This is a genomic window from Lacticaseibacillus jixiensis (assembly GCF_042847315.1).
GTDB classification, from domain to species: domain Bacteria; phylum Bacillota; class Bacilli; order Lactobacillales; family Lactobacillaceae; genus Lacticaseibacillus; species Lacticaseibacillus jixiensis.
On the sequence record NZ_BAAFPR010000004.1, the window covers coordinates 174,295 to 189,077 of the forward strand.

Here is a 14,783-nt window from a genome sequence, read left to right on the forward strand (position 1 = left end):
TATGCGGAATCGTGAAGAGGGCCGTTGGTGTTGGTTAGTTAAGCTTTTCCATTTGCTGCCGAATTTCCCCAACCGCAGTTTTGTCCCCAGAGAAAATGATGTGATCGCCTAAGTGGATCTGCGTGTCGCCATGCGGGGCGATGAATTGGCGGTCGCGATAGATCTGGCTGATGGTGATATCGTTAATAAACGGCAGATTCTTGACTTCCATGCCGGTGAAGCGGCGGTTGTGCACCGTGATTTCAAAGATCCCGGCGTTGGTGTCGTCTAAGATCTTCAACGTCGACGGCGTTTCGATCAGCGAGCGCAGCAAGGAAATCGACGCGTCGATGGTGTTATACACTTCCACGCCGGCTTGGCGCAATTCGTCATAGCGGGTGCTTTGCACGTTCTTGGACTCAAAGCGGGCGATGATCCGCGGCACCTTAGCCGCCAACGCCCATTGCGCCAACTCAAAGTTCTTATCATGATCGAAGTATGCCAGCATCACCACATCGGCGTCATATGCGCCGGCTTCATTCAAGGCGCCTTGGGAAAACGCCGGCATCAGCTTGACGTTGACCTCTGAATTATACGTTCGGTATTTGGCCGGATCATCGGTGTACATGGTGATGTCATACAAGCCGCGGGACAATTGCTGAGCGATCGGCACCGTCAACAAATTCGTTCCGATAAAATGCACCACCGTTTTCTTGAAGTCGTCAGGTTCGGCGCGGTAGAAGCGGTTAAACAAAATCGGACTGAAGATGCAGGTGATGATCGCCGCTAAGGTAAAGGCGCCAGATTGGGTGGCGGAAATAATCCCTAAGTTGCGGCCGATCGTCAACGCCGGCACGACCAAGGTGATCGTTGTGGAAATCAAGAACGTCCCAGCCACCGCGTTAGTCGGCTTAAAGCGCAGGCGCAACACCACCAACAAAGCCGCTTTAGCCACGAAGAAGCCAACCAGCAGCAACGGGATCAAGGCCAAGGCCTTCGGGTCGGCCAACAAGCTGCGCAGGTTGATTTTCACGCCGGTCATGATGAAGAAAATCGGAATGAAGAAGCCATACCCGAGGCTGGTGAGCTTGTCTTGGGTTTCTTCGCGCGGGCGCAATAATTTCATCACGATGCCCGCCAAGAAGGCGCCTAAGATATTTTCCGCGCCGACCGTTTCGGCCACAGTAACTAAGGTGATGATCAAGAAGAAGGCCAGGCGAATGTCCAGCTGGGTGGTACTTTTGTCGATGCGGGCGAAGAATTGATACGGCTTGCGAAAGCGCATCAACAAGAAGATCGCCACCACGAAAATCGCCAGCAGCCACCACACTTGCTTAGAATTGGAGCCGTTAAGCGACGCGTAAATCGTCAAGCTCAACAGCGGGATCACCTCGCCGAATGCCGCGATCAACAAGATCGTCTGGCCAAAAGGCTTGGAAAGCAGCTCTTTTTCCTTCAAAGCAGCGATCACCACGCCTAGTGCCACAGTGGCGTAAATGATCGTGGCAAACACCGGATGTGGGAAGAAGCCGGTAGCTGATAACACTGCCGCAAAAGCGCCGGCTAATACCACAATGCTGGCATAACCCAACATCGCCAGCTTGGCCGGACCGATTTGTTTTTCCGGTTTGGCAGCCGGCTTAAACAAGCTGAAGTCGATTTCCATACCAGAGAGAAACATCAACACGATCACGCCTAAGCTGGCCAATTCAGTCAACACCGCAGTGGGCTGCACCCAGCCAACAACACTTTGGCCTAAGACGATGCCGGTGACGATTTCGGCCACTGCAGTAGGGGTGCTGGTGATGTTGAATTTGGCCATCACCAAAGGAATGGCCAACGCCGCAAACAAAACCACCAATAACGATAAACTTTCCATTAGTCGTCCTCCGATTTGCACAAGTACCCTTGCATGTTAACACATTGTTAATTGTGGGTAAAAGTGCTACTATATTATAACGATTATTTAGGAAGCGGAGGCATTGCGTGTGGCAGAACAAGACCAGAAGTTTGAACAAGCGCATTTGGATACGATCATCGATGAACTTAAGCAAGCAGACAAGCGCCTGAGTGCTGAAGTCGACCGCACCAAGGCCGAAGAACAGGATTTAAACAAGAATTTCTTTAGTGATTTCTCGCTGAACTTCAGCTCAGACGCCGAAGCCAGTGAAACTGCGGCGTCCATCGAGCAGCAACAGCGCTTGTTGGATGAACGCCAGAATGCCTGGCAGCAATCCGACTTGCAGCTGAAGACGGTGCATCGCCTGCAGCAAAGTCCGTATTTTGCGCGGATCGATTTTCAAGAAGGCCAAGCCAAACCGGAAACCATCTACATTGGGCTGGGTTCATTCACCAACGCCAAAGGCCAGTTTCTGATTTACGACTGGCGTGCGCCGATCAGCTCGATTTATTATGATGGCGGCTTAGGCAAGGTGACTTACCAAACCCCTGATGGCACACAAACGGTGGAGGTGTCGCTGAAGCGCCAGTTCGTCATTCAAGGCGGCAAGATCCAGACGATGTTTGACACCACTGAAACCATCGGCGATCAAATGCTCTTGGAAGTGTTAGGCGAGAAGTCTGATACCCAAATGAAGAGCATCGTCACCACCATTCAGCGCGAGCAAAACCAGATCATCCGCGACACCAAAGCCGACTTGTTGTTTGTCCAAGGCGCTGCCGGTTCTGGTAAAACCAGCGCCGTCTTGCAGCGGGTGGCATATTTGCTGTATCGCTACCGCGGCAACTTGAACTCCAGCCAAGTGATCATGTTCAGCCCTAACCAATTGTTTTCCGATTACATCGGCAACGTTTTGCCGGAACTCGGCGAACAGAACATGGTGGAATTCACCTTCTATCAATACGTCACACGCCGGGTGCCAAGCATCACCGTGCAAGACTTGTTTTCTCAATTTGAAGTGGTGCAAGACCCCACGCAAAAAGCGGCGGCCAATCTCAAAGCCAGCTTGGATTTCTTTCATGCCACCAGCGCTTATGCGACAAGCTTAGAGCAATCGGGGATGAAGTTTCGCGACATCAAGTTCCGCGGCGAAGTGTTCTTCTCCAAACACCGCATTCAAGAGATCTTCTACTCTTTCAATGAAAACTACCATTTAGGCAACCGCTTGACGGCGACTAAAGAGCGCTTGATCAACATGCTTAACCGCAAAGTCGAAAGCACGATGCATGCCAAGTGGGTCCAAGAAACCGTTGAAGACATGGATCCAGAGAAGATCCGCGAGTTGCAAGCCAACAAGACGGAATTCAAAGACTCTGATGAAGAATACCGCTTCTTTGCCCGCAAAATCGTGATGGACGCTTTTGCCGACATTCAAACGGCCATCGTGCGCAATCACTTCCTCAATGTCCGCGGCCAATACCTGGCGTTCTTGAAGAATGCTGGCAAGTTCGTGGATCTGAGTGCCTTTGGGTTGACTGAAGCCGCTTGGCAGGACAATGTCGCCGAGTTCTTAGTCGACTTCAAAGACCGCAAGCTGGCCATGGCTGATGCCACGCCGTATTTGTACTTATATGACTTGATGACCGGCCGCCATGGCGAGCGCAACATGCGCTATGTCTTCATCGATGAGATCCAAGACTATACGCCGTATCAATTGGCTTACTTGCGCGCCAGCTTCCCGAAGGCCAAGTTCACCTTGTTAGGCGACTTGAACCAGGCCATTTTCACCAAATCGGCGTCACATTCGCTGATTCAAGATGTTTCCAAGTTGTTCGACCCAGATAAGACCCGTGTCATTCAATTGACCCGCTCGTATCGCTCAACCAAGCAAGTTACCGAGTTCACCAAGGCAATCTTGCGCTCCGGTCAACAAATCGATGCCTTCGACCGCAACGGCCCGCTGCCGATCGTGGCAGTGCGCCCTGGTGAAACGGCGCTGCTGGAAGAACTCAAAGCCCGCTTGGCAGTGGATGATGCCGCTTCGCAAACCACAGCGGTGATCGCCAAGACCTTGGAAGAAGCCGAACATGTCTACCGCTTGTTGCAAAACGACGGCGTGGCGGCAACCTTGATTCGCAGCGAAAACCAGCGCCTGGCCGCCGGGGTGATCATTGTGCCGTCTTATTTGGCCAAAGGGCTGGAATTTGACGCGGTGGTGTTATGGCAAGCCAATGCGCATTTCTTCCATCACGAAGACGAGCGCGAATTGTTGTACACCATTGCCAGCCGCGCGATGCACCGCTTGATCTTGTTGGCGACGCCAGACTTGTCGCCGCTGTTGGATCAAGTGCCTGAAGAATTATACGAACAAGTCTAGAAAAGAGTCGAAGTTATGAGAATGTCTGAAACCTTAGCCGTTACCACCCACCGCGTCTTTCAAGCCCAAATGAATGAACATGACAGCTTGTTTGGCGGCACCACCTTGGCGTGGCTGGATGAAAGTGCGTCGATTGCGGCGCACCGCTTTGCCAAGCGCCAATTGGTTACCGGCAGTGTGGATGAAATGGTGTATGTGGCGCCGGTGTTGTTGGGCCACGCGCTGATGTATTCGTCTGTGGTGTCAGGCGTGGGCAAGAAGTCCTTGGAAGTCTTCACCAAAATGGTCGGCGAGGATCTGGATTCAGGCAAGCGTTATTTGGCCGGGTATGCGTTCTCGACTTTTGTGTCGCAAACTGACGCACCGCTTGCTGAATTGGTGGCGGATTATCCAGAAGGTGAACAACTCGTTGCCGGTTACGCCAAGCGTCGGGCTGCTAATAAGTTGCGGCGGCAGGAAATGCCTGAAGTCGGTTTGGACTAAGGGGCAGGGCCGGACCGGGGTAGCTGCGCGGCGGGCGCCAGCGGGTCGGCGCAGGCGGTGCGGCCGGCTGCAACCACGCTGAAAAGCGCGTGTTTTCCGCCTAAGTTCAAAGCCAGGCGCTCGCTGCGCTCACTTTGCCTGTCTTTGAACTTGCCGGGTGTGATGTCGAGCAAGCCTCGCAAAGTACGCGAGTCTTCCTAGACATCACACCTTTCACGGCCTGACCGACCCGCTGGCGCCCACCACGCCGTTGCCCCAGTCCTAGTTTGTGGGTATCCGCTTCAGTGTGGGCTAGGTTAGAGGCTGTAGCCTGTTACTGTCAGTTGAGTATAGTGTTGGAATATTTGATCAACCATTTAGCATTAACGTGATTCGTAATCGATGTTCAAAGCAGATGATGGCCGCATAATGCGACTGGCATCTGCTTTTTTTTGATGTCGTTGTTCAGGCAACCGCATTTTCTGATGGTTTGTTACCAAGCTATGATTTAACCTGATTCGATCACGGAGAACTGGTGCAGCGAAGCGGGGTGGCGGCGGTGAGGTGGTCAGGCCGTGAAACGATCAGCAGGGCAAGACAAGCGGGCTGTGCTTGGCTTGCCCTGCTGATCGCGGCAATTTCGGAGACAGAAAGGTGAGCGCAGCGAGCCCTGGCTCCGAAATTAGGCGTAAAACGCGCGTCCCACAGCGCGGTTGAAGCCGGCCGCACCGCCTGCACCACCTCACCGCCGCCACCCTGCGCAGCGAAACCAGTTCGGCCTTCACGAACAACGGCAACTTGTGTTTGCTTGTGCGAATACTTGTGCCAGTTATTGGACTTCTTGTGCCAAACTTTGAATCTGGCAGTTATTGCGATACAAAGCCGCCAGAAACCTGTATGATTAGAATATCATGAGACTAGGAAGAGGTGACTGACATGCAAACGCTCACGCAGCTGCGCCAAACTGGCGATTATATCATCATGGCGGTGTTAGGCCGGGAACGCTTGACCAAGCACCTCGCCGAACTGGGCATGCTGCCAGGCAAGCGCCTCACTGTCATTCAAACCTCCAGCGGCAACACCGGGATGCTGGTGTATTTTCAAGGGCAGCGCTTGGCCATGTCAGATGAAATCGCCGAACAAATCGCCGTGCGGCCTTTTAACGCCGAAGCCAGCGAAGATGCGGTGCCGTTGTCGGCATTGAAACTGCATCGCTCAGGCATTGTCGCCAAGTTAGCCGGCCAGCCGGCTTTGCGCCACCGCTTGATGGACATGGGCTTGACCAAAGGCACCTTGGTGAAAGTCTACAATGTCGCCCCATTAGGCGATCCCATCGAGTTGGTGGTGCGCGGCTACAAGCTGTCGCTGCGCAAAGCCGAAGCGGCGCAGATCTTAGTTGAGGAGGTGGGCGCCATTGGCTGATGAAACTTTAGCATTAGTCGGTAATCCGAATTCCGGCAAAACAACGCTGTTTAACGCGCTCACCGGCGCCAAGCAAATGATCGGCAACTGGCCAGGCGTCACAGTTGAGCGCAAAGCCGGGCGCTTGCGCCAAGACAAAACGGTGGTCATTCAAGATCTGCCAGGCACTTATTCGCTGTCGCCTTATACCTCAGAAGAAATCGTCACCCGCAACTTCCTGCTTGAAGGCGAGCTGTCGCGCGTGTTGAACGTGGTAGATGCCACGAACCTCGAGCGCAACTTGTATTTGACCTTGCAGGTGATGGAAACCGGCCGGCCGCTGATCGTGGCGTTGAACATGATGGATGTGCTGGCCAAGCAGAAGAATCGCGAAATCAACTTAAAGAAGCTCAGTTATGTACTGGGGGTGCCGGTGATCGGCATTTCGGCGATGCGCGGCGATCATGTCGACGACTTGATTGCTAAGATGTGTGACCAAGACCCGCAAGTCGGCCATTATCCTTATCCTGAATATGATCCGCGCGTCGAATCGGCGCTGGGTATGATCCAAGCGCAACTGACCCAATATCCAGCAAGTCAGCGCCGCTGGTATGCGATTAAGTTATTCGAGCGCGATGAACAAGTTGTCGCCCAAGTCAGCTTGACGCCGCAACAACAAGCCGATATCGAAGCCACGATCAAGACGGCCGAAGATTTGTTTGGTGATTCCGCCGATGCGATCATTGTCAATGCGCGCTATGACTATATTGCGCGGATCATCGCCATGTGTGTCGTCGACAAAGATGATTTTGCCGAAAGCGCCTCGGATCGCATCGATCGTATCGTTACCAACCGCTTCTTGGCGCTGCCGATTTTTGCCGTGGTGATGTGGGCGGTGTATTATGTGTCGATTCAAACTGTCGGCAGCATCGGTTCAGATTGGCTCAATGACACGGTGTTTGGCGCGTGGCTGCCGCACTTGGCCACGCAAACCCTGCAGCATTGGCAAGTGGCAACTTGGCTGCAAAGTCTCATTGTCGATGGCATCATCGGCGGCGTCGGGGCGATCTTAGGCTTTCTGCCGCAGATCATGATGTTGTTTCTGTGTTTGGGGATGTTGGAAGATTGCGGGTACATGGCGCGCATCGCCTTTGTGATGGATCGGATCTTTCATAAGTTCAACTTGTCTGGCAAAGCCTTCATCCCGATGTTGATCGCCACTGGCTGCGGCGTGCCTGGCATCATGGCCACCCGCACCATTGAAGCCAAAGCCGACCGGCGCATGAGCATCATGTTGACGACGTTCATGCCGTGTTCAGCCAAGCTCACCGTGATCGCTTTGATTTCCGGGACCTTCTTTCCCGGCCAGTCTTGGGTGGCGCCATCGGCTTATTTCATCGGGATTATGGCGGTGATCGGCTCAGGCATTTTCTTAAAGAAAACGCGCCTGTTTGCCGGGCCGCCGTCACCGTTTGTCATGGAATTGCCGGCTTATCACTTGCCCAAAGCCGCCAACATCGCGCGCTCAGTGTACAGTCGCAGCCGGGCCTTTGTGTATAAAGCCGGCACCTTGATCTTCGCGTCTTGTGTGCTGTTGTGGTTTCTGGTCAACTTCAACTTCCGCTTGCAAATGGTGGATCAGAACCATTCGATTCTGCGCTATGTGTGCGGGGCCATTGCGCCAATTTTTGCCCCGCTTGGGATCGGGGACTGGCGGGCTACGGCGGCGATTTTCTCTGGCTTGATCGCCAAGGAGAACTGCGTGGGGACTTTCCGCATTGCCTTTGGATCTGGCAGTATGGCGCAGTTTGAAAGCTCGCTGCGCAGCGCTTATGCGCCAATGGCAGGTTATGCATTCTTGGTGTTCAACTTGTTGTGCGCGCCGTGTTTTGCGTCGATCGGCACGATGTATAAGGAATTTGGCGACACCAAGTGGACTTGGTATGCGGTGGGCTATCAATGTGCTGTGGCGTATATGGTGGCCACGATCATCAACCAAATCGGCGCAGTTGTTGCCGGAACTGCAACACTGTGGGGCTTAGGCCTGGCGGTGGCGGCTTTGGGGCTGATCGGGTTTGGGTTGTTTATCAAACGCGAACGGGCCGCGGCGCCGGAGTTGGCATAATCGCTTGCAGTCAGTCACATGGAAGTGCTAACATAGGAGGAATTGCTGATGGCAACGTTAATCATTGCATTGATCATTTTCGCTTTGGTATGCGGCGTGATTTATCGCCGCTTCTTTAAGAAGCACACTGCTGACGGCTGCAAGTCTTGCGGCGACGTCGGCTGTCCGCTGTTCGATCAGGCGCAAGCCATCCAGCAGAATAATAAGAAACACGCCTAATTCTAGGCGCCACTGGAGCAATCATGGAATCAAGAATGAATTATTATGTTTTTCCCCGCGAAGAATGGGCGACTTTTCACACCCGCAACTTCGCGTCGGTCACCGATAGCGAGCTGAAGCAGCTGCGTAGTCTTAACGATGAAGTCAGCCTCCAAGATGTCAAAGACATCTACAGCCCGCTGCGCCACTTGATCCACGTGCGCTACCGAGATTATCAAACTGCCGAGTTCAACCTCAGCCAGTTCATGGGCGAACACGACCACAACCACCCTTTTATCATCGGCATCGCCGGTTCTGTTGCAGTGGGCAAAAGCACCACCGCTCGCTTGTTGCAGCTGATGTTGTCGCGGGCTTATCCGGACAAAAGGGTGCAAATGATCACCACCGATGGCTTCTTGTATCCCAATGCGGAACTGCAACGCCGCGGGATCATGGACCGCAAAGGCTTTCCGGAAAGTTATGACATGGACTTGTTGATCCATTTTCTCAACAATGTCAAAAACAACCAAGGAATCGTGCGCGCGCCGATGTATTCGCATCAGATTTATGATATTGTGCCGGATCAAGAAGAAGTGATTGATCATCCCGATATCTTAATCGTCGAAGGCATTAATGTCTTGCAGCTGCCAAGCAAGCAGCCAATTTATATCAGCGATTATTTCGACTTGTCGATTTATGTCGACGCCAATCCTGAATTGATCGAGCAGTGGTATCTGGAGCGCTTCGGGATGTTGTTGGATACGGCCTTCACCGATCCGACCAACTATTATTATGAATATGCCATCGGCGATCGCGATGCTGCTTTCGCCATGGCGCGTGATGTGTGGCACCGGGTGAACTTGACCAACTTGAATGAATATATCTTGCCCACCAAGAATCGCGCCGATGTGATTTTACATAAAACCACTAATCATGTGATCGACCGCGTGGAGTTGCGCAAGTTCTAAAAGGCAGCACAGTGAAAGATTTTGAGTTTGCGCAACAGCCATCCAAGCTGGCCGGGGTCACCTGCGGCAGCTTCTTGGTAATAGAAAGTGAATATTGAAGGTAAAGTCCGCAAGCGCGGGCTTTTTTGTACTCCAGAGCGCAGTGGCGCGCACTTAGCGGTGGAGATAAGACGGGATGACAGTTGGGCGAACTTTGCCCAATTGGCGTCACGGCTTATATCACGCCGCATTGCGCCACGTAGCTCGACGAAGAAACCAGAGCGCAGTGGCGCGCACTTAGCGGGTCAATTAGCCTAGCCCTCGTATTTGCGGCGTAGTTTGCCGCGAGTACGGGGGCGTAGCTAATTGGACCCGCGTTGCGCCACGTAGCTCGACGAAGACCACAGCATAAAAAGCGCGGACCTGGGTTTGGGGTAAAGCCCCGGACAGGTATTGCTGCGGTGCGCGGAGAAAGCGGCGGCGCAGGCAGTGCGGCCGGCTGCAACCGCGCAGAAGTTCGCGCGTTTTCCGCCTAACTTTTGAGCTTTGCACTCGCTGCGCTCGCCTTGCAAATCTCAAAAGTTGCCGCGATCAGCACAGTAAGCCAAGCAAAGTGCGCTTGTCTTACTGTGCTGATCGTTTCACGGCCTGACCGCCGCTTTCTCCGCGCACCTCCGCAATACCTGTCCTACTATAGTCGATCAGGTTTAAGCTGTACAACTTGATCAAACCCAGCAGAGACCAGCACGAATAGCCGATACCAGTTGGATATAAAGCTCATGACAGGTTAGTTGCGCGTGTGTCATGTCCAAGCTTCAATTTTGTGCTGAATCAACGGTGCACTACGCCCGGTGAATAGGAGAAATCTCACCTAAATTAAGCACGCAATCCCACTGCAAAATAAGTTTCGTCTGCATCAGTTGATGCTTAAGCCTTGTGCATAAAGCCACGATGTTTACCCTTGTTAAAATAGGTAAGGGCATGCATAATAACGGTGATTAATGGTTACTTTAGGTAAGTGCATGGAGGCATCATCATGAGATTGCGTCGAGTGATCCGCTGGATTGCGTTACTGATCGGTTTACCGGTTGTCAGCTGGTATCCCTGTTGCCGCGGTCAACGCGGTGGTGATCGGCCAAGACAGCCGCGTGAAAGTTACCAACACAACGGCTTGGCCGTATCGGGCGTTGGTGTATGTGCGGGCGTATTTTGCTAAGCTGCCAGGCGCTTATTTGCAAGGCACTGGCACTTTGATCGGGGCCGAAACTGTGTTGACAGCGGCGCATGTGGTGTATTCGCCGCTATATGGCGGCTATGCGTCCAAAGTGGAAGTCGTGCCGGCTTACAATCGCGGCGCAGCGCCTTATGGAACGGCGGTGGGCAATAAGCTGGATCTGCTGCCGGGCTACACCAGCTCTTTAAGCAATGCCAGCGACATGGCGGTGGTGAAGTTAAGTTCAGCCATTGGCAAGAAAACCGGCTGGCTGAAATCCACCAGCGGCATTAAGGTTGGACAAACCTTGACGCTGTCTGGTTATTCAGCCGATTTAGGCGGCGCATTAGGCACCAGCAGCGGCGCGATGCTCAGCGTCAATCCGTTGGTGTTATACACCATTGATTCGACCAGCGGCTCTTCTGGCAGCCCGCTGTATAACGCCGCTGATCAAGTCCAAGCCGTGCATGGCTTCTCTGAAGGCACGACGCTCAATGGCGGCGCGCCGATCACTTCAAGCATCAACAACACGCTGATCCAATGGCGCAATGCCAGCAGTAACGTCACCAATGTGAACAAGTTAGTTTATGTCAAAAGCGCCAATTGGAATCGCTACAGCAGCTTTACTTTTGCTGTGTTAGGGACCACCAAGCTCAATGCGATTTACCGCGTCAAGCAAACGGCTTTGGCGTATAACGGTGAGACCTACGCTGCGTTGTACAATTACAGCGGACAGTTTCAAGGCTGGACCAACGTCGGGGATTTTGGCAATGAAACCACCACTGCGGTGAACAAAACGCTCAAAGTCCACGCCACCGTTACGCGCTATGGCGACTTGTGGCTGCACACCACCCGCGGCACCACCAGCAGCTACGTCAATAAATCGGTGTATGTGACCACGCGCAATGTCGTAGGCGTCAATCGCGTAGTGTATTCACTGTGGACGAAGGCCAAAGGCGGCACATGGCTGGGTTATGTCGACGCCAGCAAAGTTTGGTAGCCAACTTGATGGGAAAATTCTCATCCTTGATTGACCGCGGGCCTAATTATCAGTAAAATTAGTTCAATATGAAAAAGGGAGCGTGGCAAAGCTTGGCAAACCAAGATTACGACAAGATCATCGTGCTTGATTATGGTAGTCAATACAACCAATTGATCACCCGGCGGATCCGCGAGTTCGGCGTTTATTCCGAACTCAAGCCGCACACGATCACGGCTGCAGAAGTGAAAGAAATCGCGCCTAAGGGGATCATTTTCTCCGGCGGCCCAAATTCCGTGTATGACGAAGGAGCACTGGGTGTCGATGATGACATCTTCAAGCTCGGGATCCCGATCTTGGGGGTCTGCTATGGCATGCAGCTGATGGCGCAGCGCCTCGGCGGCAAAGTTGAACCTGCCGACAACCGCGAATACGGCAAAGTCGACATCACCGTCACCGATGACAACGCCGTCTTGTTTGCCGGCTTGCCAGAAAAACAAACCGTCTGGATGAGCCACGGCGACTTGGTCCGCGAAGAACCTGCGGGCTTTCATGTGACTGCCACCAGTGACAACTGCCCGATTTCGGCAATGGCTGACGACGAGCGCAAGTTCTACGGCATCCAGTTCCACGCCGAAGTGCAACACACCAAATATGGCCATGAGATCTTGCATCACTTCGCCTTTGACGTGTGCGGCGCTAAGGCCAACTGGAACATGGGCGATTTCATCGATCAGCAGATCAAAGAAATTCGCGCAGAAGTCGGCGACAAGCAAGTGCTGTTAGGCTTGTCTGGCGGCGTGGATTCTTCTGTGGTCGCCGCCTTGTTGAACAAAGCAATCGGCTCACAGCTCACGGCGATTTTCGTCGATCACGGCTTGTTGCGCAAGAATGAAGCCGACCAGGTGATGGAATCCTTAGGCAAAGGCCTTGGGGTCAAAATCATCAAAGTCGACGCGCATGAACGCTTCTTAGGCGACCTCAAAGGTGTCACCGACCCAGAACAGAAGCGCAAGATCATCGGCCGCGACTTCATCGAAGTCTTCAACGCCGAAGCCCGCAAACTGCACGGCATCGAATACCTGGCCCAAGGCACGCTGTACACCGACGTGGTTGAATCCGGTACTGATACGGCGCAAACCATCAAGTCGCATCATAACGTCGGCGGCTTGCCAGACGACTTGAAGTTCAAGCTAATCGAACCGCTGAACAAGCTGTTCAAAGACGAAGCCCGCGAACTCGGTGAACGCCTCGGCATCCCGCATGAACTCGTGTGGCGCCAACCGTTCCCAGGCCCAGGCCTTGGTATCCGCGTGTTGGGTGAAGTGACACCTGAGAAGCTGGAAATCGTGCGCGAATCCGACGCCGTCTTGCGTGATGAAATCAAGAAGGCCGGCTTGGACGAATCCATCTGGCAATACTTCACCGTCTTGCCTGGATTCCGCTCCGTTGGCGTCATGGGGGATGGTCGCACTTATGACTACACCATTGCCATTCGCGCGATTACTTCCATTGACGGCATGACTGCCGACTTTGCCCGCATCGATTGGGAGGTCTTGCAGAAGATCTCTGCGCGCATCGTTAACGAAGTGGGGCACATCAACCGCGTTGTGTATGATATTACCTCCAAGCCGCCAGCAACGGTTGAGTGGGAATAAAAGGTACATGTAAATTGAGCCCGGAATGTTGATTTAACGGCATTTTCGGAAGATACAAAGGATACGATTGGCGGGGAAATTGTTACGTTCCCCGCCAAAATCCCCGCCAAGTTTGGGCCGAATGAGGGCTGAGTTGGCGGGGATTTTTAAAAATACTGAAGTGTTTGAGACGCGGCAGGGTTAAAATGACAGGGTGAGAGACACAGTGGCTATCTAGTAATGCGAAGAATTTCTTGAAACTGTTGAAATAATTCTGCGGAAAATTCATCATCGAAGTGTGATATGCACAAGTAAATGTAAGGAGTGGGTGTTGTATGGCAATTATAGAGCCAAGGATTTTTGACGAATTGAAAAAAGCACTTACCTCATTTGGAGATAAGTACTTCATTGGGGATGAGTTGAATCGCGCCAAGGTGTCTGATGATCTACGGGCATATGACGAAGCATTGCTGACCAAGCTGTTTCAAATTGATTTCATAAAGGACAACTACGTCAAACATGTAGCAGGTCAACAGTTGTTTCAGATTGATCAGTTAGAAGAAGCGGTGCTGTACGATGATTACTGGGATACTAGCTACACTAAATACGAAAACCGTGTTGGGTTAACTGCGCATGGTCGGTATATTGATGATAGTCAAGACGTTGTGCTGGACTTTCCTTTCAAGGATGGCGTGCTTACGGCTAGTATGACTCAGGAAGATGCTGAATCAGGCTATGATGATGCGTTCTTAAATGAAGTTATTGAAAAAGACGAAGTGGATAGCCTGCTTGATAAAAAAATATTGCGCAATGTAAAAAGGTATGGAGCGGCTGATGCAGCCAAAGATACCAACGTAAAGCTTTCTATCGATAGTGATAATTTAGTAATTAAGGGTAATAACCTTCTAGCGTTACACTCGATTAGCGATTCTTACCGCGAAAAAGTAAAGCTTATTTATCTTGATGTTCCATACAATACTGGTAAAGACAGTTTTGAATATAATGATAAGTTTAATCATTCTGCGTGGCTTACCTTTATAAAGAACAGACTAGATATAGCCTACCAACTACTTGCAAATGACGGATCAATCTTTGTTCAGCTAGATGATCATGAGGTTAAGTATCTCGGCGTATTAATGGACGAAGTATTCGGAAGTGATAATTTTGTTGAACTAATCACAGTTGTTAATAACCCCCGTGGACGAGACTACGGTGGAATAGCTAATATGCATGAGTTTATCTATGTTTATCGTAAGTCTGAAGAAACTGAATTTAATCCAATCGTTGACAGCGAAAAGAAATTTCCATTTGAAGATGAATTTGGAAAGTTTGAAGTCCGAGAACTAAGAAATCGTAATATTGCATTTAACCTGGATTATTCACCTCGGTATTGGGGACATGAAATCGCATCTGGCCGGTCTGAAAGCAACGTTTGGATCGTTGCGAATACTGACTGAGCGGAGAAGTTGGTGATCGATGCACCACGAACAGACCGACCTAGTTTTCGGCTCGACGCACGACCTATTCAGTTATTCAGTTCAGGTCGCCAACTGATGGGCTTCGTC

The 14,783-nt window shown here is 52.0% G+C and carries 9 protein-coding genes and 1 pseudogene; 9 read left to right on the forward strand and 1 reads right to left on the reverse strand.

Going from position 1 to position 14,783, the window contains the following annotated elements; all coding sequences use genetic code 11:
- Positions 1-34 precede the first annotated feature (34 nt).
- The gene (locus ACGG90_RS04145) at positions 35-1,858 is read right to left on the reverse strand and encodes a monovalent cation:proton antiporter family protein (RefSeq protein ID WP_390406223.1); all 1,824 of its coding nucleotides are present in this window, start codon (positions 1,856-1,858) and stop codon (positions 35-37) included.
- A gap of 109 nt (positions 1,859-1,967) precedes the next feature.
- Between ACGG90_RS04145 and helD the strand changes: the two genes are divergently transcribed.
- The 9 genes and pseudogenes from helD (at position 1,968) to ACGG90_RS04190 (ending at position 14,675) form a co-directional block, all read left to right on the forward strand.
- Positions 1,968-4,256 (forward strand): RNA polymerase recycling motor HelD, encoded by a 2,289-nt coding sequence (gene helD, locus ACGG90_RS04150; protein ID WP_390406225.1) that lies wholly within the window; start codon positions 1,968-1,970, stop codon positions 4,254-4,256.
- 15 nt (positions 4,257-4,271) lie between these two features.
- Complete coding sequence (locus ACGG90_RS04155; RefSeq protein WP_390406228.1) at positions 4,272-4,739, forward strand: acyl-CoA thioesterase; 468 nt, start codon at positions 4,272-4,274, stop codon at positions 4,737-4,739.
- Positions 4,740-5,654: 915 nt separating this feature from the next.
- Positions 5,655-6,140, forward strand: a complete 486-nt coding sequence (locus tag ACGG90_RS04160; protein WP_390406230.1) for a FeoA family protein — start codon at positions 5,655-5,657, stop codon at positions 6,138-6,140.
- Positions 6,133-8,098 (forward strand): annotated as a pseudogene (gene feoB / locus ACGG90_RS04165) (ferrous iron transport protein B); the annotation flags it as partial. The gene ACGG90_RS04160 and the pseudogene feoB, both read left to right, overlap by 8 nt.
- Before the next feature lie 194 nt (positions 8,099-8,292).
- Complete coding sequence (locus ACGG90_RS04170; protein ID WP_390406231.1) at positions 8,293-8,463, forward strand: FeoB-associated Cys-rich membrane protein; 171 nt, start codon at positions 8,293-8,295, stop codon at positions 8,461-8,463.
- Between the two features lie 23 nt (positions 8,464-8,486).
- Complete coding sequence (coaA, locus tag ACGG90_RS04175; RefSeq protein ID WP_390406234.1) at positions 8,487-9,410, forward strand: type I pantothenate kinase; 924 nt, start codon at positions 8,487-8,489, stop codon at positions 9,408-9,410.
- Positions 9,411-10,477: 1,067 nt separating this feature from the next.
- Entirely contained in the window at positions 10,478-11,602 is a 1,125-nt protein-coding gene (locus tag ACGG90_RS04180) for a trypsin-like serine peptidase (RefSeq protein ID WP_390406237.1), read from the forward strand.
- Positions 11,603-11,670: 68 nt separating this feature from the next.
- Complete coding sequence (gene guaA, locus ACGG90_RS04185; RefSeq protein ID WP_390406240.1) at positions 11,671-13,239, forward strand: glutamine-hydrolyzing GMP synthase; 1,569 nt, start codon at positions 11,671-11,673, stop codon at positions 13,237-13,239.
- 314 nt (positions 13,240-13,553) lie between these two features.
- A complete protein-coding gene (locus ACGG90_RS04190; protein WP_390406243.1) occupies positions 13,554-14,675 on the forward strand; it encodes a DNA methyltransferase in 1,122 nt (373 codons plus the stop codon).
- Positions 14,676-14,783: the final 108 nt, after the last annotated feature.

Excerpts from the sequence above, each read along its gene's own strand:
- ACGG90_RS04145 (WP_390406223.1), bottom strand. The coding sequence starts at position 1,858 with ATGGAAAGTTTATCGTTATTGGTGGTTTTGTTTGCGGCGTTGGCCATT.
- ACGG90_RS04155 (WP_390406228.1), top strand. The coding sequence starts at position 4,272 with ATGAGAATGTCTGAAACCTTAGCCGTTACCACCCACCGCGTCTTTCAA.
- ACGG90_RS04160 (WP_390406230.1), top strand. The coding sequence starts at position 5,655 with ATGCAAACGCTCACGCAGCTGCGCCAAACTGGCGATTATATCATCATG.
- ACGG90_RS04170 (WP_390406231.1), top strand. The coding sequence starts at position 8,293 with ATGGCAACGTTAATCATTGCATTGATCATTTTCGCTTTGGTATGCGGC.
- coaA (WP_390406234.1), top strand. The coding sequence starts at position 8,487 with ATGGAATCAAGAATGAATTATTATGTTTTTCCCCGCGAAGAATGGGCG.
- guaA (WP_390406240.1), top strand. The coding sequence starts at position 11,671 with ATGAAAAAGGGAGCGTGGCAAAGCTTGGCAAACCAAGATTACGACAAG.
- ACGG90_RS04190 (WP_390406243.1), top strand. The coding sequence starts at position 13,554 with ATGGCAATTATAGAGCCAAGGATTTTTGACGAATTGAAAAAAGCACTT.